Source organism: Nonomuraea muscovyensis (genome assembly GCF_014207745.1).
Taxonomy (GTDB): domain Bacteria; phylum Actinomycetota; class Actinomycetes; order Streptosporangiales; family Streptosporangiaceae; genus Nonomuraea; species Nonomuraea muscovyensis.
Map to the genome: position 1 here is coordinate 2,572,329 of NZ_JACHJB010000002.1, position 19,753 is coordinate 2,592,081.

Annotated in this window: 17 protein-coding genes; 11 read left to right on the plus strand and 6 right to left on the minus strand. The window is 72.8% G+C overall.

The genetic code is table 11. The features are described 5' to 3' along the window. The first annotated feature begins 2 nt into the window (after positions 1 to 2). From kdpB to FHU36_RS28655, 4 genes are read left to right on the plus strand one after another with little or no spacing between them, the layout of a single operon-like run. Entirely contained in the window at positions 3 to 2,114 is a 2,112-nt protein-coding gene (gene kdpB / locus FHU36_RS28640) for a potassium-transporting ATPase subunit KdpB (RefSeq protein ID WP_185086885.1), read from the plus strand. Beyond that, on the plus strand, positions 2,115 to 2,975 hold the full coding sequence (locus tag FHU36_RS28645; protein WP_185086886.1) for a potassium-transporting ATPase subunit C: 861 nt from the start codon (positions 2,115 to 2,117) through the stop codon (positions 2,973 to 2,975). Next, a complete protein-coding gene (locus tag FHU36_RS28650) occupies positions 2,972 to 5,503 on the plus strand; it encodes a DUF4118 domain-containing protein (RefSeq protein ID WP_185086887.1) in 2,532 nt (843 codons plus the stop codon). Before FHU36_RS28645 ends, FHU36_RS28650 begins: the two co-directional genes overlap by 4 nt. A gap of 4 nt (positions 5,504 to 5,507) precedes the next feature. Then, positions 5,508 to 6,176: a response regulator gene (locus FHU36_RS28655; protein ID WP_185086888.1), complete on the plus strand. Its 669-nt coding sequence runs from the start codon at positions 5,508 to 5,510 to the stop codon at positions 6,174 to 6,176. Between the two features lie 108 nt (positions 6,177 to 6,284). On the opposite strand, the gene FHU36_RS28660 is transcribed toward FHU36_RS28655, so the two are convergent. Beyond that, positions 6,285 to 6,887 (minus strand): CGNR zinc finger domain-containing protein, encoded by a 603-nt coding sequence (locus FHU36_RS28660; RefSeq protein ID WP_312891888.1) that lies wholly within the window; start codon positions 6,885 to 6,887, stop codon positions 6,285 to 6,287. Between the two features lie 99 nt (positions 6,888 to 6,986). Here FHU36_RS28660 and FHU36_RS28665 point away from each other — a divergent pair, with 99 nt between their 5' ends. Genes FHU36_RS28665 through FHU36_RS28680 form a run of 4 tightly spaced genes read left to right on the plus strand, consistent with a single transcriptional unit; the run spans position 6,987 to position 9,037 of the window. Then, complete coding sequence (locus FHU36_RS28665; RefSeq protein WP_185086889.1) at positions 6,987 to 7,439, plus strand: VOC family protein; 453 nt, start codon at positions 6,987 to 6,989, stop codon at positions 7,437 to 7,439. 7 nt (positions 7,440 to 7,446) lie between these two features. Then, the gene (locus FHU36_RS28670; RefSeq protein ID WP_185086890.1) at positions 7,447 to 8,343 is read left to right on the plus strand and encodes a pyridoxamine 5'-phosphate oxidase family protein; all 897 of its coding nucleotides are present in this window, start codon (positions 7,447 to 7,449) and stop codon (positions 8,341 to 8,343) included. Between the two features lie 11 nt (positions 8,344 to 8,354). Next, positions 8,355 to 8,546: a ferredoxin gene (locus tag FHU36_RS28675; protein WP_185086891.1), complete on the plus strand. Its 192-nt coding sequence runs from the start codon at positions 8,355 to 8,357 to the stop codon at positions 8,544 to 8,546. Positions 8,547 to 8,581: 35 nt separating this feature from the next. Continuing rightward, positions 8,582 to 9,037, plus strand: coding sequence for a nuclear transport factor 2 family protein (locus tag FHU36_RS28680; RefSeq protein WP_185086892.1), 456 nt, complete (start codon positions 8,582 to 8,584; stop codon positions 9,035 to 9,037). 47 nt (positions 9,038 to 9,084) lie between these two features. Here FHU36_RS28680 and FHU36_RS28685 read toward each other — a convergent pair whose 3' ends face one another. The 5 genes from FHU36_RS28685 to FHU36_RS28705 form a co-directional block, all read right to left on the minus strand. Next, positions 9,085 to 10,485: a sugar porter family MFS transporter gene (locus tag FHU36_RS28685; protein WP_185086893.1), complete on the minus strand. Its 1,401-nt coding sequence runs from the start codon at positions 10,483 to 10,485 to the stop codon at positions 9,085 to 9,087. A gap of 71 nt (positions 10,486 to 10,556) precedes the next feature. Beyond that, positions 10,557 to 11,156, minus strand: coding sequence for a response regulator transcription factor (locus tag FHU36_RS28690; protein WP_185086894.1), 600 nt, complete (start codon positions 11,154 to 11,156; stop codon positions 10,557 to 10,559). Next, positions 11,153 to 12,280 carry a sensor histidine kinase gene (locus tag FHU36_RS28695; RefSeq protein ID WP_185086895.1) on the minus strand — a complete coding sequence of 376 codons (1,128 nt, stop codon included), beginning with the start codon at positions 12,278 to 12,280 and terminating at the stop codon, positions 11,153 to 11,155. Before FHU36_RS28695 ends, FHU36_RS28690 begins: the two co-directional genes overlap by 4 nt. Beyond that, entirely contained in the window at positions 12,277 to 13,401 is a 1,125-nt protein-coding gene (locus FHU36_RS46560) for a sensor histidine kinase (RefSeq protein WP_185086896.1), read from the minus strand. The genes FHU36_RS28695 and FHU36_RS46560 overlap by 4 nt, the downstream gene beginning before the upstream one ends. Before the next feature lie 50 nt (positions 13,402 to 13,451). Continuing rightward, on the minus strand, positions 13,452 to 14,657 hold the full coding sequence (locus FHU36_RS28705) for a glycoside hydrolase family 18 protein (RefSeq protein WP_185086897.1): 1,206 nt from the start codon (positions 14,655 to 14,657) through the stop codon (positions 13,452 to 13,454). A 152-nt stretch (positions 14,658 to 14,809) separates the two neighbouring features. Between FHU36_RS28705 and FHU36_RS28710 the strand changes: the two genes are divergently transcribed. From FHU36_RS28710 to FHU36_RS28720, 3 genes are read left to right on the plus strand one after another with little or no spacing between them, the layout of a single operon-like run. Beyond that, positions 14,810 to 15,724: an LLM class F420-dependent oxidoreductase gene (locus tag FHU36_RS28710; protein WP_185086898.1), complete on the plus strand. Its 915-nt coding sequence runs from the start codon at positions 14,810 to 14,812 to the stop codon at positions 15,722 to 15,724. A gap of 54 nt (positions 15,725 to 15,778) precedes the next feature. Next, positions 15,779 to 17,281: a 3' terminal RNA ribose 2'-O-methyltransferase Hen1 gene (locus FHU36_RS28715; RefSeq protein WP_185086899.1), complete on the plus strand. Its 1,503-nt coding sequence runs from the start codon at positions 15,779 to 15,781 to the stop codon at positions 17,279 to 17,281. Further along, positions 17,265 to 19,733 (plus strand): polynucleotide kinase-phosphatase, encoded by a 2,469-nt coding sequence (locus tag FHU36_RS28720; protein WP_185086900.1) that lies wholly within the window; start codon positions 17,265 to 17,267, stop codon positions 19,731 to 19,733. Before FHU36_RS28715 ends, FHU36_RS28720 begins: the two co-directional genes overlap by 17 nt. The last annotated feature ends 20 nt before the right edge of the window (positions 19,734 to 19,753 follow it).

Here is a 19,753-nt window from a genome sequence, read left to right on the forward strand (position 1 = left end):
CCATGGCCACGCAGACAGTGCAGGCGCCGGGCCGTACCCCCGCACCCCAGGGTGGAAAGGTCGGCGGCGGGCTGCTCGACCCCAAGCAGATGATCCGATCGCTGCCGGACGCGCTGAAGAAGCTCAACCCGGCCACCATGTGGCGCAACCCGGTGATGTTCATCGTCGAGATCGGCGCGGTCTTCACCACCGTCCTGGCGATCGGCGATCCCTCCTGGTTCGCCTGGGCGATCGTGGTGTGGCTGTGGCTGACCGTCGTCTTCGCCAACCTGGCCGAGGCCGTGGCCGAGGGGCGCGGCAAGGCGCAGGCCGCCACGTTGCGGGCGGCCAAGCGCGACACCACCGCCCGCCGGCTCAAGAGCCGTGCCTCGGCCGAGTGGGACGTGGTCGGCGCGCCCGAACTCAGGCAGGGCGACTTCGTGGTCGTCGAGGCCGGGGAGATCATCCCCGGTGACGGCGATGTGGTGGAGGGCATCGCGTCGGTGGACGAGTCGGCCATCACCGGCGAGTCCGCGCCGGTGATCCGCGAGTCCGGCGGCGATCGGTCCGCGGTGACCGGCGGCACGAAGGTGCTGTCCGACCGGATCATCGTGCAGATCACGCAGAAGCCCGGCGAGAGTTTCGTCGACCGCATGATCGCGCTGGTGGAGGGTGCGAACCGGCAGAAGACACCGAACGAGATCGCGCTCAACATCCTGCTCGCCGCGCTGACGATCATCTTCCTGGTGGCCACCGCGACGATGCAGCCACTGGCGATCTTCGCCAAGTCCGTCAACCCGGGCGTGCCCGACTCCCTGGCGCTGACCGCCGACGGCGTGTCGGGGATCGTGCTGGTGTCGCTGATCGTCTGCCTGATCCCGACCACGATCGGCGCGTTGCTGTCGGCCATCGGCATCGCCGGCATGGACCGCCTGGTGCAGCGCAACGTCCTGGCCATGTCCGGCCGCGCGGTCGAGGCCGCCGGCGACGTGTCCACGCTGCTGCTGGACAAGACCGGCACGATCACCCTGGGCAACCGGCAGGCCGGCGAGTTCGTCCCCGTGCCCGGCGTGAGCGAGCGGGAACTGGCGGAAGCGGCCCAGTTGTCCAGCCTGGCCGACGAGACCCCCGAGGGCCGCTCCATCGTGGTGTTCGCCAAGCAGCGGTACGGGCTGCGCGAGCGCGAGATCCACGGCGCCGAGTGGGTCCAGTTCACCGCGCAGACCCGCATGTCGGGGGTGAACCTGGACGGCCGCGAGGTCCGCAAGGGCGCCGCCACCGCGGTCATGAAGTGGGTCCGTGACAACGGCGGCCACCCGACCGACGGCGTCGGCGACATCGTGGACGGCATCTCCGGCTCCGGTGGCACCCCGCTGGTGGTGGCCGAGAGGGGCCGGGTCCTGGGGGTGATCCACCTCAAGGACGTGGTCAAGGAAGGCATGCGAGAACGGTTCGACGAGATGCGCCGGATGGGCATCCGCACCGTCATGATCACCGGTGACAACCCGCTGACCGCCAAGGCGATCGCGGACGAGGCCGGGGTGGACGACTTCCTGGCCGAGGCCACGCCCGAGGACAAGCTGGCGCTGATCAAGAGGGAGCAGGAGGGCGGCCGCCTGGTCGCGATGACCGGCGACGGCACCAACGACGCCCCCGCCCTGGCCCAGTCCGACGTCGGCGTCGCCATGAACACCGGCACCAGCGCCGCCAAGGAGGCCGGGAACATGGTCGACCTGGACTCCAACCCGACCAAGCTCATCGAGATCGTCGAGATCGGCAAGCAACTGCTCATCACGCGGGGCGCGCTGACGACGTTCTCGATCGCCAACGACATCGCCAAGTACTTCGCGATCATCCCGGCGATGTTCGCGGCGGTCTACCCGGGCCTGGACGCGCTCAACATCATGCGCCTGGCCAGCCCGCAGTCGGCGATCCTGGCGGCGGTCATCTTCAACGCCCTCGTGATCATCGCCCTGATCCCGCTGGCGCTGCGCGGGGTGCGCTACCGGCCCTCCAGCGCCTCCAAACTGCTGTCGCGCAACCTCTACGTCTACGGCCTGGGCGGCATCGTGGTGCCGTTCGCCGGCATCAAGGTCATCGATCTTCTGATCCAGTTCCTTCCGGGGATGTCATAAATGAACCGCATGCCCAGTTGGGTCCGCCAGCACGTCGCCGCGCTTCGCGCGCTGCTCGTGCTCACGGTGGTCACCGGCATCGTCTACCCTCTGGCCGCCACCGGCGTGGCCCAGGCACTGTTCAACGGGAACGCCAACGGCTCGCTCGTCGAGAAGGACGGCAAGACCGTGGGCAGCGCGCTGATCGGCCAGTCCTTCACCGACGCGGACGGCAACCCGATCAGGACGTACTTCCAGTCCCGCCCGTCGGCCGCCGGTGACGGCTACGATCCCACCTCGACCAGCGCCGGCAATCTGGGCCCCGAGGACGTCGTGGACGTTCTGCCGGTGCCCGGCGCGAAGGACGAGGAGGGCAATCCGGACGAGGGCAAGCAGTCGCTGCTCACCCAGGTGTGCGCTCGCTCCAAGGCGGTCGGCGAGTTGGAGGGCGTCAGCGGGGCCCGTCCGTACTGCACCCCGGACGGGGTGGGCGCGGTGCTGAAGGTGTTCTCCGACCGCGCCGTCAGCGTCAACCAGGCCTGCCCCGCCACCCCCTTCACCCCCGCCTACCAGGGCCTGAAGGTGGAGTGCGCCAGGCCGGGCGAGGACTACGCGGCCGGGAAGACCGTGCCGGTCAGAGGGAACACGGGAACGCCGGCCGTGCCCTCCGACGCGGTCACGGCGAGCGCTTCCGGCCTCGACCCGCACATCTCGGTGGCCTACGCCGAGTTGCAGGCGTCTCGCGTGGCCAAGGAACGCGGTCTCGACCAGGCCAGGGTGGAGCGGCTCATCAAGGAGCACACCGTCGGCCGGGCGCTCGGCTTCATGGGCGAGCCGGCGGTGAACGTGCTCGAACTCAACCTCGGACTCGACCGCTCGTGAAAAGGGGCCGCCTGCGGGTCTACCTCGGGGCGGCCCCCGGGGTGGGCAAGACGTACGCGATGCTCGGCGAGGGCCGCCGGGCCTGTGAGCGCGGCCGGGACGTGGTCGTGGGGTTCGTCGAGACCCACGGCCGCGCCCGCACCGCCGCCCTGCTGGAGGGCCTGGAGGTGGTCCCCCGCAGGACGCTGGTCTACCGCGGGGCCACCTTCACCGAACTGGACGTGGACGCCGTCATCGCCCGCGCGCCGAAGGTGGCGCTGATCGACGAGCTGGCCCACACCAACGTGCCCGGCTCGAAGAACGTCAAGCGCTGGCAGGACATCGACGAGATCCTGGAAGCGGGCATCGACGTCGTCTCCACGGTGAACATCCAGCACCTGGAGTCGGTCAACGACGTGGTGCGGCAGATCACCGGCATCCCGCAGCGCGAGACCGTGCCCGACGAGGTGGTGCGGCAGGCGAACCAGATCGAGCTGGTCGACATGTCCCCCGAGGCGCTGCGCCGCCGCCTGGCGCACGGCAACGTCTACGCCCCCGAGAAGGTGGACGCCGCGCTGTCCAACTACTTCCGCGTCGGCAACCTGACCGCGCTGCGCGAGCTCGCCCTGCTCTGGGTCGCGGGCAAGGTGGACGAGCAGCTCGACCGCTACCGCGCCGACCACGGCATCGAAGGCACCTGGGAGACGCGCGAGCGCGTGGTGGTGGCGCTGACCGGCGGCCCGGAGGGAGACACGCTGGTACGCCGGGCCGCCCGCATCGCCGCCCGCACGAAGGGCGCCGACCTGCTGGCCGTCCACGTCACGAGCGCCGACGGGCTGGACGGGGGCGACCCGGCCAACCTGGCCCGCCAGCGCACCCTGATCGAAAGCATGGGTGGCACCTACCACCAGGTCGTCGGCGACGACATCCCGCGGGCGCTGCTCGACTTCGCCGGCGGCGTCAACGCCACCCAGCTCGTCCTGGGAGCGTCGAGAAGGGGGCGTTTCGCCCAGATCTTCTCCCGCGGCGTCGGAGTCGAGACCACGGCCCTGTCCGGCCCCATCGACGTCCACCTGGTCACCCACGAGGAGGCCAAGAAGGGCCGTCGCCACCCCGAGCGCTCCCGGGCCGCGCTCACCAGGAAGCGCAGGCTGGCCGGATGGGCGGTCGCGGCGGCGGGCCTGCCGCTGCTGACCGCCGCGCTCGCCCCGCTCGCCGGCGTGCTCTCGCTGCCCACCGAGATCCTGCTGTTCCTGAGCCTGGTCATCGGGGTCGCGCTGATCGGCGGGACCTGGCCGGCGATCAGCGCGGCGATCGGCGGATTTCTCCTGCTCAACTGGTTCTTCACCCCTCCCCTGTACACCTGGACCATCGAGGACCCGGAGAACCTTCTCGCCCTGGTGGTGTTCGTCCTGATGGCGACCGCGGTCAGCGCGATCGTCGACCTGGCCGCCCGGCGTACCAGGGAGACGGCCCGCGCCCGCGCCGACGCCGCGACGCTGTCCACCCTGGCCGGGCACGTGCTGCGCGGCGAGGCCGCGCTGTCCTCCCTGCTCGGGCGGCTGCGCGAGACGTTCGCCCTGGACTCGGTCACCCTGCTCGAACGCGTCGGCGAGCCCACGCCGGACGATCAATCCGAAGCCGGCGCCTGGCGCATCGTCGCCACCTCCGGCTCCGCGCCCTGCACCACCCCCGCCGCGGCCGACACCGACGTGACCATCAGTGACCAACTGGTGCTCGCCGCGCGGGGAAGGCTGCTGGATGCCAGCGACCGGCGGGTGCTGGAGGCGTTCGCCGCCGAGGCCGCCGTCGCGCTGCGCCAGGAACGCCTGCAGCGGGAGGCGGAACAGGCCAAGCCGCTGGCCGAGGCCGACCGGATGCGCACCGCGCTGCTGGCGGCCGTCAGCCATGACCTGCGCACCCCGCTGTCGGCGGCCAAGGCCGCCGTCGAGAGCCTGCGCAGCCACGACGTCGACTGGACTCCGGAAGACCGCGAGGAGCTGCTGGCCACCGCCGACGAATCCCTGGCCAGGCTGGACCGGCTGGTGGAGAACCTGCTCGACATGAGCCGCCTGCAGGCGGGCGCGCTCGGGCTCTCCCTCCAGCCCCTCGCCCCGGAAGAGGTCGTCCCCCACGCCATCGACGACCTCGGGCCGCTGCGCGACCGGGTCGAGGGCGACATCCCCGTCGACCTGCCCGAGATCGTCGCCGACCCGGCCCTGCTCGAACGGGTGCTGGTCAACCTGATGAGCAACGCCGTCCGCTACAGCCCGCCCGCGCAGAAGGTTCTCGTCACCGCCAGCTGGCACGACGACCAGGTCGAGATCCGCGTCATCGACCGCGGCCCCGGCATCCCGCCCGAGGCGTACGAGCGGGTCTTCCTGCCGTTTCAGCGGCTCGGTGACCGCGACAACGGCACCGGCGTCGGCCTCGGCCTCGCGCTGTCACGCGGGCTCACCGAGGCCATGGGCGGCGCCCTCATTCCCGAAGAGACACCAGGAGGCGGACTCACGATGATCATCAGAATGCCGATCCACTCCGGGCGGTGACACCATGACCAAGATCCTCGTCGTCGACGACGAGCCGCAGATCCTGCGCGCGCTGCGCATCAATCTGGCCGCTCGCCACTACCAGGTCGCGGTCGCCGCCGACGGCGGCTCCGCCCTGCGTGAAGCCGCCGAATGGCATCCCGATCTCGTCGTCCTCGACCTCGGGCTGCCCGACATCGACGGCATCGACGTCATCCACGGCCTGCGCGGCTGGACCAAGGTCCCCATCGTCGTCCTGTCGGGCCGGGCCGGCAGCGCCGACAAGATCGAAGCCCTGGACGCGGGAGCCGACGACTATGTCACCAAGCCGTTCGGCATCGACGAGTTCCTCGCCCGCATCCGCGCCGTCGCCCGCCGAGCCGCCGTCCAGGAGGCCGAACTGGCCAGCATCAAGATCGGCGACCACACCGTGGACCTGACCCGTAAGGCCATCTCGGGGGGCGTACGGCTCACCCCCACCGAATGGCACATCCTGGAAGTCCTGCTCCGCAATCCCGGAAAGCTCATCCCCCAGCGCTACCTGCTGACCGAGGTGTGGGGCAGCAGCTACGTCAAGGAGACCAACTACCTGCGCCAGTACATGGCCCAGCTCCGCAAGAAACTCGAACGCGACCCCGCCCACCCGGTCCACCTGATCACCGAACCCGGCATGGGCTACCGCTTCACCTCTTGACGTCCATGCACCGGCTCGGCACCGGCCTCTCGGGCCGCCGTGGCCGGTGGCCTCGGACATCAGGCCCGGGTCGAGGCCGCTGAACAGCGACGTCGGAGGAGGGGTCGATCAGGGGCGGCGCACCTTGGCGTAGTGGCGGGCGGCACGGGCGCGGTTGCCGCAGCCGGCCGAGCACCATTCGCGCCGGGGCGACTCGCGGACGAAGTGCAGGACGCAGCCGGGCCCCTGGCAGGCGCGCAGCCTGTGCCGCGCGGGGCCGGCGAACAGGTCGACCGCCTCTTCGGCGACGGCCGCCAGGGCCGCGGCGACGGGACGGCCCGTGCCACGCACCACCGCGTGCGGCTCCGGGTCGAGGAGCAGCTCGCGCCACCGGGGCGAGCGCCTCGCGTGGCGGTTCAGCGTCTCGGCGGCCCGGGGGTCCAGCGCGGCATCGCCGGATTCGGGGGCGGCGGCGGAGGCCAGGGCGCGGATGGCGTCGCGGAGCTCCCTGGCGTCGGCCAGGTCCTCGCCGGTCACCTCGCACAGCTCGGCGTCCGTCAGCGGGACCGCCAGGCGCGGGCGGACGTCCCGCAGCCAGGCGGCCAGGTGCTCGATCGTGCGCAGGCCGTCGCGCCGGTGGCCGCGCACCGCGTGGACGGTGTTGGCCAGCTCGATGGGCGGCGGCTCTCCGAGCAGCGGGGCGCCCCCGCCGATGAAGTCGGCCACATTCACGTTCTAACGCTACCCAACGGTTGACGACGTGAGAAATCTCCGCCACTATTCTAATGGTAGGCAGTGTAATCAACCGTTAGAAACTGCTGGAGGTCCCGCATGAGCACGCCCACCCTGCAGACCGGCCACGTCGGCCTCAACGTCACCGACCTGGCCCGTTCCATCGCCTTCTACCGGCAGGTCTTCGACTTCGAGGTGGTCCGCGAGCAGACCACCGGCGACCGCCGGTACGCCCTCCTCGGTCGCGAGGGCACGCTGATGGTCACGCTGTGGCAGCAGAGCGGCGGTGCGTTCGCGACCGACCGGCCGGGCCTGCACCACCTGTCGTTCCAGGTGCCCGACGTCGAGGCGGTGCACCGGGCCGAGAAGGTGCTGCGCGAGCTCGGCGCGACCCTCGTCTACGACGGTGTCGTGCCCCACGGCGAGGGCGCTTCGTCCGGCGGGGTGTTCTTCACCGACCCCGACGGGATCCGCCTGGAGATCTACGCCCCGAGCGGTGCCGGCGCCGCTCCGGCGCCCACGCAGGGCGCACCGACCTGCGGATTCTTCTAGGAACACGATGATGCACGAGGGAGAGCTGACGGTGCAGCGGCGGGCCGGGTTCACCGGCTCCGGCTGGGGGTCGGCCGGGGTGCGGGCCGCCGTGCCCGCCGTGGCCGCGGAGTTCCTCGCCCGGCAGCGGCTGCTGGTGATCGCCGCCGCGGACGGCGACGGGGCGCTGTGGGCGAGCCCGCTGACCGGGCCGCCGGGGTTCGCCGCCGCGCCGGACGAGCGCACCGTCGTGGTGGACCGGCTGCCCGCCGCAGGCGACCCGCTTGCCGGCCTGTTCGACGAGGAGCACGACGTCGGGATGCTGGCGCTGGAGCCGGGCAGCCGCAGGCGGATGCGGGTCAACGGCCGCGCCCGCCGGGACGGCTCCGGCCTCCGGGTCCGTACGGAACAGGTGTACGCGAACTGCCCGAAGTACATCCAGACCCGTACGCCCGACGGCGACGGCACACCGGAGGGGCCCAGGACGGTCGCCAGGAGCGGCGAGGTCGCCGAGGACCAGCTCCACTGGATCGCGGGGGCCGACACGTTCTTCGTCGCCACCCGCGCGCCGGGCAAGGGCGCCGACGCCTCGCACCGGGGCGGCGCCCCCGGCTTCGTCCGGGTGACCGGCGCCCGGCGGCTGACCTGGCCCGACTACGCCGGCAACGCCATGTTCATGACCCTGGGCAACCTGGAGCTCGACCCCCGCTGCGGGCTGCTGTTCCTCGACTGGGAGGGCGGCAGGGCACTGCACCTGACCGGCCGCGCCCGCATCGACTGGGACCCGGAGCGGGCCGCGGCCGTCCCGGGCGCGCAGCGACTGGTCGACTTCGACGTCGAGCGGGTCGTCGAGGTCGCCGGAGCCCTCCCGCAGCGCTGGACGTTCGGCGGGTACTCCCGGTTCAACCCGCCCGTCACCACCTGAAGGGACCCGCCATGCGCGTCCACGTCGACATGACCCTGTGCCAGACCCACGCCCAGTGCGTGTTCGCCGCGCCGGACGTCTTCGCCCTCGACGGCGACGACGTCCTGACCTACGAGGCCGCGCCGGACGACGCCCTGACCGGCGAGGTCGAGCTGGCCGCCCGGGCCTGTCCGGTGCAGGCCATCACCCTGCACCACGACTGAGCCCCGCACCACCAGTGGAGATCGGAAGGAAACCCATGACCCGACCGCCCGTCCCGCCGTTCACCGCCGAGACGGCCCGTGCCAAGGTGCGGGCCGCCGAGGACGCGTGGAACACCCGAGACCCGCACCGCGTGGCGCTCGCCTACACCCCCGACTCCGTCTGGCGCAACCGTGACGAGTTCGTCACGGGCCGGGAGGAGATCGCCGCCTTCCTCACCCGCAAATGGGAGAGGGAGCTCGACTACGCCCTGCGCAAGGAGCTGTGGGCGTTCACCGACGACCACATCGCCGTCCGCTTCCAGTACGAGTGGCGCGACGCGGACGGGCGGTGGTGGCGCAGCTACGGCAACGAGCTGTGGGAGTTCGACGCGCAGGGCCTGATGCGGCGGCGGGAGGCGAGCATCAACGACGTCGCCATCACCGCGGCCGAGCGGCGGATCTTCGGCCCGCGCCGGCCGGGCGAGGACGACACGCCGATCCCGCTCGCCTGAGGCCCGCCCGGTGCACCCGCCCGGGGAGGATGACGGGGGCCGCCGGGTCAGCCCATCTCCTCCAGCCGCCGCCCCTTGGTCTCGCGGACCCAGCGCCAGACGAACAGGAACGACAGCACCGCGAAACCCGCGTACATGGCGTAGGTGAGCGGCAAGTTCCACTCCGACAGCGCGGGGAACGTCACCGTGATCACCCAGTTGGCGATCCACTGCGCCGACGCGGCGACGCCGAGGGCGGCGGCGCGGATCCGGTTCGGGAACATCTCACCCAGCAGCACCCAGACCACCACGCCCCAGGACAGGGCGAAGAAGAGCACGAACGAGTTGGCGGCCACCAGCGCGATCGGGCCCTGCGGGCTGGGCAGCGAGACGGAGCCGTCCACCGTCCGGGCGGTGCTGAACGCCCAGGCGGCGGTGGCCAGCGAGATCGCCATGCCCGCCGAGCCGATGAGCAGCAGCGGCTTGCGTCCGATCCGGTCCACCAGCGCGATCGCGATGAACGTGCCGATGATGTTGATGACGGAGCTGGAGAAGCTGATCAGCAGCGAGTTGGCCTGCGTGATGCCGACCGACTGCCACAGCACCGACGAGTAGTAGAAGATCACGTTGATGCCGACGAACTGCTGGAACACCGACAGGACGATGCCCACCCAGACGATCGGCAGCAGGCCCAGGGCGGAGCCGCGCAGGTCGCGCAGCGTCGGCTTGTCCTCGGTCCTGAGCACCTTGTGGATCTCCGCGAGCCGGGCGTCCAGATCCACGTGGTCGCCCTCGACCTCGGCGAGCACCTTGCGCGCCTGCTTGTCCCGGCCGGCCATGATCAGGTAGCGGGGCGACTCGGGGATGTTCGCGGCGAACAGCCAGTAGAGCAGCGCGGGCACGACGCAGGCGCCCAGCATCCACTGCCAGGCCTCCAGCCCCCACAGCGGGTTGTTGACGTTGCCGCCCGCCAGCCGCGCGATCACGTAGTTGACCAGTTGGGAGACCGCGATGCCGAGCACGATGGCGAGCTGCTGGAACGACCCCAGCCGCCCGCGGTAGGCCGCCGGCGCCACCTCGGCGATGTAGGCGGGCCCGAGCACGGACGCCATGCCGATCGCGATACCGGCCAGCACACGCCACCCGGCGAGGTCCCAGACGGTGAACGGCAGCATCTGCCCGATCGAGCTGACGGCGAACATCGCGGCCGCCACCTGCATCGTCCTGGTCCGCCCCCAACGGTCGGCCAGACGGCCCCCCATGTAGGCGCCGATGGCCGAGCCGAGGAGCGCGATGGCGACCACGATGCCGATCTCCACGGGCCCCACGGCGAAGTGTTTCTGGATGCCGACGACGGCTCCGTTGATCACCGAGCTGTCGTACCCGAACAGGAACCCACCGATGGCGGCCGCCGCCGTGATGAAGACGACGTGGCCGAGGTGCTCCTGATGCGTGTCGCGAGTAGCCATGTCCGCCCCTTCCCAGGTGACGGCCCCTACCCGGCGAAACAGGGTTTATGGCACCGGGCCGTTCCGGCCGATCACAGCCAGCCCATGCGCTGGGCGGTGCGGATGGCCTCCAGCCGGTTCTGGGCACCGAGCTTGGTCATGGCGCTGGACAGGTAGTTGCGCACCGTCCCCTCCGTCAGATGCAGCTCGGCGGCGATGCGCGAGATGGCGGCGCCGTCGCTGGCCAGCCGCAGCGCGTCGCGCTCGCGTTCGGTGAGCGGGCTGTCTCCCGCGGCCATGGCGGCGGCGGCCAGCTCGGCGTCGAGGTAACGGCCGCCCGTCCGCACCTTGCGGATGGCCATGGCCAGCTCCTCGGCGGAGGCGTCCTTGCCGAGGAAGCCGCTGACCCCGGCGGCCATGGCGCGGCGCAGGTAGCCGGGACGGCCCAGGCTGGTCAGAATCACGATCTTGCACAGGGAGCTGATCTGCTCGGCCGCGCTCAGCCCGTCCATGCCGGGCATCTCGATGTCGAGCACCGCCACGTCCGGCCGGTGCTCGGCGACGGCGGCCAGCACCTCGTCGCCCCGGCCGACCTGGGCGACGACCTCGATGCCGTCCTCCAGGTCGAGCAGGGCGGCCAGGGCGCCGCGGATGAGGTGCTCGTCGTCGGCCAGCAGCACGCGCGTCGTCATGCCGGCACCGCCGCCCGGAGCAGGAAGGTTCCCTCGGGCGTGGGCGCGGCCGACAGCGAGCCGCCCGCGGCGCCGACGCGCTGGGACAGCCCGCCGAGCCCGTTCGGGTTGGGGTCTCCGGCCGGGCCGGTCACTCCGTCGTTGGACATCTCCAGCACTCCGTCCTTGATCGTGATCCTGCAGTGCTCGGCCTTGCTGTGCTTGAGCACGTTCGTGGCCCCCTCGCGGACGACGGTGGCCAGCAGGGTGCGGGTCTCCGGCGCCAGCGGCGCCGTGTCGGCGTCCACGGCGCAGCGCACGCCGGCCGCCTCCAGCACCGCCCGCACGCTGGAGAGCACCTCGTCGAGGTCCAGGGCCCGGTAGCTCTGCACGGTGGTCCGCACCTCGCGCAGCGCCTGCCGGGTCAGGTCGCGCACCTCGAACATCTCGGCGGCGGCCGCGGCGGGGTCGTCGCGCAGCCTCTCCTGCGCGTGCGCGGTCCTGGCGGAGATTCCGGCCAGGCTCTCGCCGAGCAGGTCGTTCAGGTCGCGGGCGAAGCGCAGCCGCTCCTCGGAGACGGCGAGCAACGCCTTGGCCTCCTGCCCTTCGTGCGCCTCCCTGGCCACCCGCCACAGCCCCAGGTCGGCCAGCACGGCGGCGACCACGACCCCGGTCAGCGCGCTCTGGATGACGACGAGCGGCCAGGACAGGGCATCGACCAGCGTCACGAACGCGTTGAGCCCGACGACCGTCGCGACGGAGGTCAGGACCACGCTGCGCCGGCGCACGAACGGCGCCAGCATGCCGGGCCAGAGCGCGGCCGCGTACACGATCGGCATGGCGGCCAGCAGCAGCGCGATCACCCCGGCGACCCCGAGGAGGATCGTGGGTCGCGAGCCGCCCCGGACCGCGACCCGGAACCCCCGCCCCGCCAGCACGACGAGCACGGCCAGCAGGACGGCGGCGAAGATCGCCGAGGCGGCCGGCAGGCCATGCCGGTCCCACATGAGATACAGGTCCAACCAGCCGAACAGGGCGATCCCGTGCACGATGTCGGTGGAGTAGACGATCAGCCAGCGGACCTTGTCGAGCTTGGTCGCCTTCCGGGCGAACCGCCCGAGACCGCGGGGTGCGGGCCCGCTCATGCGGGCACCGCCGCCCGGAGCACGAACTCGCCGTCCGGCATCCCCGTCGCGGTCAGCGAGCCGCCGGCGGTGGTCATCCGCTCGGCCAGCCCGCGCAGGCCGCTGCCCGGCCCGGCCGCCGGCCCCCGGACGCCGTCGTTGCGCATCTCCAGCACCCCGCCGTCGATCGTGATCGCGCACCGGGTGGCCGCGCTGTGCTTGAGCACGTTCGTGCCGCCCTCGCGCACCACCCAGGCGAGCAGCACGCGGGCGGCCGGCGACAGGTCACCGGCCCTGGCCTCGATCGTGCAGCGGGTGCCCGCCGCCTCGAGCGCGGCGCGCACCCCGGCGAGCTCCGCCTCCAGGTCGAGCGCCTGGTAGCCGTCCACGGCCTGCCGCACCTCGGCCAGCGAATCGGCGACGAGCCGGCGCACGTCGGCCATCTCGCGCGCCGCCCGCCCGGCGTCCTTGGTGGCGAGCTTGGCGGCCAGCTCGCTCTTGAGCGTGATGACCGACAGGCTGTGGCCGAGCAGGTCGTGCAGGTCGCGGGCGAAGCGCAGGCGCTCCTCGGAGACGGCCAGCCGTGCCTTGGCCTCCTTGCTGTCGTGCGCGTCCCTGATCGTCCACCACAGCCAGCGCCACAGCCACATGGCCACGGCCGTCACGGCCGCGGTGACCGCCTCGGTGACCAGCACGCCCGGCCACGGCCGGCCGCTGATCAGGATCACGTACGAGCTGGTCAGGCCGACCACCACGACGCTCAGGGCGAGCGCCCCCCACACGGGCAGGTAGAGGACGGCGGCCGACAGCCACAGGAACGCCACCATCGCCCAGGAGCCCTCGATGGTGATGCCGTCCGGCGGCGCCGGCACGAGCGCCACGGCCGCGGCCGCGGCGAGCCCGGCGACGGCGAGCTGCACCGTGGGGCGCGGCCGGGCGTCGAACGCGTGGCGCAGCAGGAACGGAAAGAGCCCGAAGAGCGTCAGCAGGCACGCCTCGGCGGCCACGGCGCGCGGGACCGAGATCCTGCCCTGGGCGGTCCGTAACACGATGTAGGCGGTGATGCCCAACATGTACAGGCCGACCAGGCCGTCCATCCAGTAGAGGAGGACCTTTCTCGCTGTATCCGGCCGGGCCGTCACCGCCCCTCCCCCTCACCGCACATCATCGCTTTCGTGCGAGATCCTATAGTTCAGGCGGGGATACGCCAGAGGATGCGGGCCACGGCGGGGTTCTGCGGGGTGCCGCGCAGGGAGAGCCAGGCGAGGCCGTGGCGGTCGGCGAACGCAGCGAGCCTGCGGGCGTCGGCCTCGCTCAGGCCGTGGGGGCCGGTGAGCACGGGGGTCAGCGCGAGGCGGCGCGCCGCCTCGCGGGCGTCGGCCAGGCCCTGGGCGTCGGCGATCTGGTCGCGCGCCGCCCGGACGGCGGACGCCACCCGGCGCAACCGGCCCCCGGACGCCCCGGTCTCCGGCCGCCGGTCCCACGAGGCGGCCACCTCGTGCACGGGGGAGGACGAGCTCCGCTCGCGCGGCTCGACGGGAGCCAGGAGGTTGACGGTGGTGACGTCCACGCCGAGCCGGTGGGTGAGCCGGAGCAGTTCGACGTCGTGCGCGCTCAGGCCGTCCGGGTGCAGCGGCAGCGTGAAGCCGACCCGCAGCGGCAGGTCGTCCTGCAGCGCGCGGACGGCCAGCGCCCGGCGTTCGGCGGCGGCGTGGTCGGCGCCGTCACTCACCTCGAAGTCGAGGAACGCGGCGCCGGTCACGGTGACGAGCCGGCGGTAGGCGGCGGTGAGGTCGCCGGTGGTCGCACAGGCGCCGGCCAGCCCGCGGCCCGCGGGCCCGCCGAGCACCAGCCCCGCCTCTCCCCCTTCGGCGCGCAGCTCCGCGAAGCGCCCGCGCAGGTCGCCGAACGCGACGGCCGCGCCACCGGCGGCCTCCGGTCCCTCGGCGGCCGCCGTCCCCTTGGGGGCTGCCGGGCCGCCCGGGATCGACGGGCCGCTCGTGGCCGCCGGGCCGGCCCAGCGGGGCGCGCAGCCGACGGGGGCGGCGATCACGTGGCCGACGGCGTACCGGCGCAGGCCCGTCCGGCGGGCGTGGGCGGCGAGATCGAGCGCCGGCCCGCGGGCGGCGTCCGCGAAGGCGACGAACCCCACCCCCGGGGCGCCCTCCCCCTCGTCCGAGCCCGCCGCGGCCCCCACCCCTGGGGAGGGAGACCGCCCACCGCCCGCGGCGGAGGGACCGGGCGGCCGGGCGGCGTCCGCGGCCGCGCCGGACCCAGCCGCGGGCGGCGAGCCGGGACCCGTGTCGGGCTCCGCCCGGCCGGGAAGCAGCGCGATCACCGCCCCGGTCGTGCCGGACAGCGCCAGCGCAGCGAGGAACGCGAGAGGGCGTGGGAGCATGCCCGGCTCCCGTTGGCGCCGCGAATCCGACATTGCCCACCCCGAGTCGTCACCTGGTCACACAGAGCGCTGGCGGCAGACGTTAGCAAGGGCCGGGGGCGGCGCGGGGGGCATTCTCCGGATGCCGTCCGTTCTGTGCCGATAATGGCGTCATGAAGTTGCGGATCTTCACCGAGCCCCAGCAGGGCGCCACCTACGACGATTTGCTCACCGTCGCCCGGGCCGCCGAACGGCTCGGCTTCGACGCGTTCTTCCGTTCGGACCACTACCAGCGCATCGGCGCGGGCGACCCGGGACCGGGCTCCACCGACGCCTGGATCACCCTCGCCGGGCTGGCCAGGGAGACCTCCACGATCCGGCTCGGCACGCTGGTGACGCCGGCCACGTTCCGGCTGCCCGGTCCGCTGGCGATCAGCGTCGCGCAGGTGGACCGGATGAGCGGCGGCCGGGTGGAGCTGGGGCTGGGCACGGGCTGGTTCGACGCCGAGCACACGGCGTACGGCATCCCGTTCCCGCCGGTGAGCGAGCGCTTCGGGCGGTTCGAGGAGCAGCTCGAGATCATCAAGGGCCTCTGGACGGCGGAGGGACCGTACTCGTTCGAGGGGCGCTACTACCGGCTCGCCGACTCCCCCGCGCTGCCGAAACCGGCGCAGCGGCCCCGCCCGCCGATCATCATCGGCGGGTTCGGCGCCAAGCGCACGCCGCGGCTGGCCGCGGCCTACGCCGACGAGTACAACGTGCCGTTCCGGACGCTGCCCGACACGGGCGCGGCCTTCGAGCGGGTACGGCGGGCCGCGGCGGACGCCGGGCGGACGATCATCCTGTCGGCGGCCCAGACCGTGTGCGTGGGCCGTGACCAGGCCGAGCTGGAGCGGCGGGCGGCCGCCATCGGCACCGGCCTGGACGGGCTGCGCGAGAGCGGGCTCGCGGGCACGCCCGGCGAGGTGGTCGAGAGGATCGGCGAGCTGGCGAAGCTGGGGGCCGAGCGGGTCTACCTCCAGGTGATGGATCTGTCCGACCTGGAGCATCTGGAGCTGATCGCGGCGGAGGTGCTGCCTCACGTGTAGCTTCTCGCGGCATATCCGATAGCGCCGACTTGCCCGCTCCGGCAGACTTGCCCCGTGCTGTTGACGATCTCGACCACCGCGCGCCCGGCCACGGACCTCGGCTTCCTCCTGCACAAGCATCCCGACCGGGTGCAGGAGTTCGGCCAGTCCTTCGGCACGGCCACGGTGTTCTATCCCGAGGCGGGCGAGGAGCGCTGCACGGCGGCGCTGCTGCTCGACGTGGACCCGGTGTCGCTGGCCCGCTCGCGCGGCAAGGGCTCGCCCGACTTCAGCCTGTCGCAGTACGTCAACGACCGGCCGTACGCGGCGTCGTCGTTGCTCGCCGTGGCGCTGGCCGACGTGTTCCGCACCGCCCGGGCCGGGCGGTGCCGGATCCGGCCGGAGCTGGCCGAACGGCCGCTGCCGCTGGAGGTCCGGCTGCCCGTGCTGCCCTGTCGCGGCGGACCCGAGCTGGCCGGACGCCTGTTCGAGCCGCTCGGCTGGGAGGTGTCCGCGCAGGCCGTGCCCCTGGACGAGGGCTTCCCCGAGTGGGGCGACTCGCGCTACGTGCGGCTGGAGCTGCGCGGCGCCGTGCGGCTGGCCGACGCGCTCAACCACCTGTACGTGCTGCTGCCCGTGCTCGACCACGGCAAGCACTACTGGATCGCGCCCGACGAGGTGGACAAGCTGATCCGAGCCGGCGAGGGATGGTTACGCGACCACCCCGAGCGCGGGCTGATCACGCGGCGCTACCTGGGACGGCACCGGGCGCTGGCCCGTACGGCGCTGGCCCGGCTGGCGGAGCTCGGTGACGACACCGAGGAGCGGTTGGAGCCCGCTGTGGCGGAGGAGCCGACCCCCGCCGAGGAGACGTCCCCCACCGAGGCAACATCCCCCGCCGAGGAGACGGCCGCGGCCGAACCGGCCGGGGAGGCCGCCGTGCCGCGGGAGGAGTCGCCGGCCAGGCCCGCGAGCCCGCTCAGCGTCAAGCGGCGCGAGGCCGTCCTGGCGACGCTGGAGGAGCTGGGCGCGTCCAGCGTCATCGACCTGGGCTGCGGCCAGGGCGAGCTGACCGGCGAGCTGCTGGCCAGGCCGCGTTTCGCCCGCGTCGGCGCGATGGACGTGTCGTCCATGGCGCTGACCATCGCCGCGCGCAAGCTCAAGCTGGACCGGATGCCGGAGCGCAAGCGCGCCAGGCTGCACCTGTTCCAGGGCTCGCTCACCTACACCGACAAGCGGCTGTCCGGCTACGACGCGGCCGTGCTCATGGAGGTCGTCGAGCACGTCGACCCGCCGCGCCTGGAGGCGCTGGAGCGGGTGGTGTTCGGGCACGCCCGGCCGCCGCACGTGCTGGTGACCACGCCGAACGCCGAGTACAACGTGCGCTACGAGTTCCTGACCGGGATGCGCCACCCGGACCACCGTTTCGAGTGGACCCGCGCCGAGTTCGCGCGCTGGGCCACGGACGTGGCCGCCCGGTACGGCTACCGCTTCGCCGTCAAACCCGTGGGCGACGACGACCCGGAGCTCGGCCCGCCCACCCAGATGGGAGTCTTCACCCGTGATCAGGGTTCCTGAGCTGTCCCTCGTGGTGCTCGTCGGCGTCTCGGGCAGCGGGAAGTCGACGTTCGCCGCCCGGCACTTCAAGCCGACGCAGATCATCTCGTCCGACTACTGCCGCGGCCTGGTCTCCGACGACGAGACCGACCAGTCGGCCACGCCCGCGGCGTTCGACCTGCTGCACCACATCGTCGGGGTCCGCCTGTCGCGCGGCCTGCTGACCGTCGTGGACGCCACGAACGTGCAGTACCCCGCCCGCAAGGCGCTGATCGACCTGGCCAGGAGCCACGACGTGCTGGCCGATGCGATCGTGCTCGACGTGCCGGAGGAGGTGGCGATCGAGCGCAACGCCACCCGGCCCGACCGCGACTTCGGCGCGGGCGTGGTGGTCCGGCAGCGCAAGGAACTGCGCCGGTCGCTGTCGAAGATCTCCAAGGACGGCTTCCGCCGGGTGCACGTGCTGCGCGGCCTCGACGAGATCGACGCCGCCGTCGTCGGGTTCGAGCGGGCGTGGACCGACAAGCGGGAGCTGAGCGGCCCGTTCGACATCATCGGCGACGTGCACGGCTGCCGTGCCGAGTTGGAGTCGCTGCTGGAGCGGCTCGGCTGGCAGGGCGTGCGGCACCCCGAGGGGCGCACGGCGGTGTTCGTCGGCGACCTGGTGGACCGGGGCCCGGACACGCCGGGCGTGCTGCGCCTGGTCATGGACATGGTCGAGGCCGGCACCGCGATCTGCGTGGCGGGCAACCACGAGCAGAAGCTGGTCCGCGCGCTGAACGGCCGCAAGGTCAAGGTGGCGCACGGCCTGCAGGAGTCGCTCGACCAGCTCGCGGCCGAGCCGCCGGAGTTCACCGCGCGGGCGCGGGCGTTCATGGACGGGCTGATCAGCCACTACCAGCTCGACGGCGGCCGGCTCGTCGTCGCGCACGCGGGGCTGAAGGAGGCGTTCCACGGCCGCGCCTCCGGCCGGGTCCGCGCGTTCGCCCTGTACGGCGAGACGACCGGCGAGACCGACGAGTACGGCCTGCCGGTGCGCTACCCGTGGGCCGACGACTACCGGGGCCGTGCCATGGTCGTCTACGGCCACACCCCCACGGTCCGTCCCGAATGGGTCAACAACACCATCTGCCTCGACACCGGCTGCGTCTTCGGCGGCCACCTGACGGCGCTGCGCTACCCCGAGCGCGAGCTGGTCCAGGTGCAGGCCGAGAAGGTCTGGTACGAGCCGGCCAAACCCCTCGGCGGCGGTCCCGGCTCCGGCCGCGAGCCGGGCATGCTGGACATCGACGACGTGCGGGGCACCCGGCACGTGGAGACGCGGTTCGGCACCCGGGTCAAGGTCGTGGAGGAGAACGCCGCCGCCGCGCTGGAGGTGATGACCCGGTTCGCGGTGGACCCGCGCTGGCTGGTCTACCTGCCGCCGACGATGGCGCCGCCGGAGACGTCTGCGCTCGACGGTTACCTGGAGCACCCGCACGAGGCGTTCGAGGAGTTCGCCGCCGCCGGGGTGAGCGAGGTCGTGTGCGAGGAGAAGCACATGGGCTCGCGGGCCGTGGCCGTGCTGGCCCGTACCCCGGAGGTGGCGCGGGAGCGGTTCGGCGTCGCCGACGGCAGCACGGGCAGCGTCTACACGCGCACGGGGCGGCCGTTCTTCGACGACACGGCGCCGTTGGTGGACCGGCTGCGGGAGGCGTGCGAGCCGCTGTGGGCCGAGCTGGGGTCGGACTGGGTGGTGCTCGACTGCGAGCTGCTGCCCTGGTCGGCCAAGGCCGGTGAGCTGATCCGCAGCCAGTACGCCTCGGTGGGCGCCGCGGCGCGGACGGCGCTGCCGGAGGCCGTGTCGGCGCTGGAGACGGCGGCCGGGCGCGGCCTGGATGTGGGCGGACTGCTCGACCGCACCCGGCGCCGTTCCGCGAACGCTGCCCTGTTCCGCGACGCTTACGCGCGCTACTGCTGGCCGGTGGACGGGCTGGAGGGGGTGCGGCTGGCGCCGTTCCAGATCCTGGCCTGCGAGGGCCGCACCACGGCGCTGGAGCCGCACGCCTGGCACCTGTCGGCGCTCTCGCGGCTCGACTCGCCGCTGATCACGCCGACGCGGCACGTGTTCGTGTCGCTGGACTCCGCCCGGTCGCGGGCGGAGGCGGTGGACTGGTGGGAGTCGCTGACGGCCGCCGGGGGCGAGGGCATGGTGGTCAAGCCGGCCGGGTACGTGCCGGGCCGGGTCCAGCCGGGCGTCAAGGTGCGCGGGCGGGAGTACCTGCGCATCATCTACGGGCCCGACTACACCGAGTCGCTGGACGTGCTGCGCCGGCGTTTCCTGGGCAAGAAGCGGTCGATGGCGCTGCGGGAGTACGCGCTGGGTCTGGAGGCGCTGTCCCGCCTCACCGACGGGGAGCCGGGCTGGCGGGTGCACGAGCCGGTATTCGCCGTCCTCGCCCTGGAGTCGGAGCCGGTGGACCCGCGGCTCTAGGCGCCGGACGGCCCGCTCCA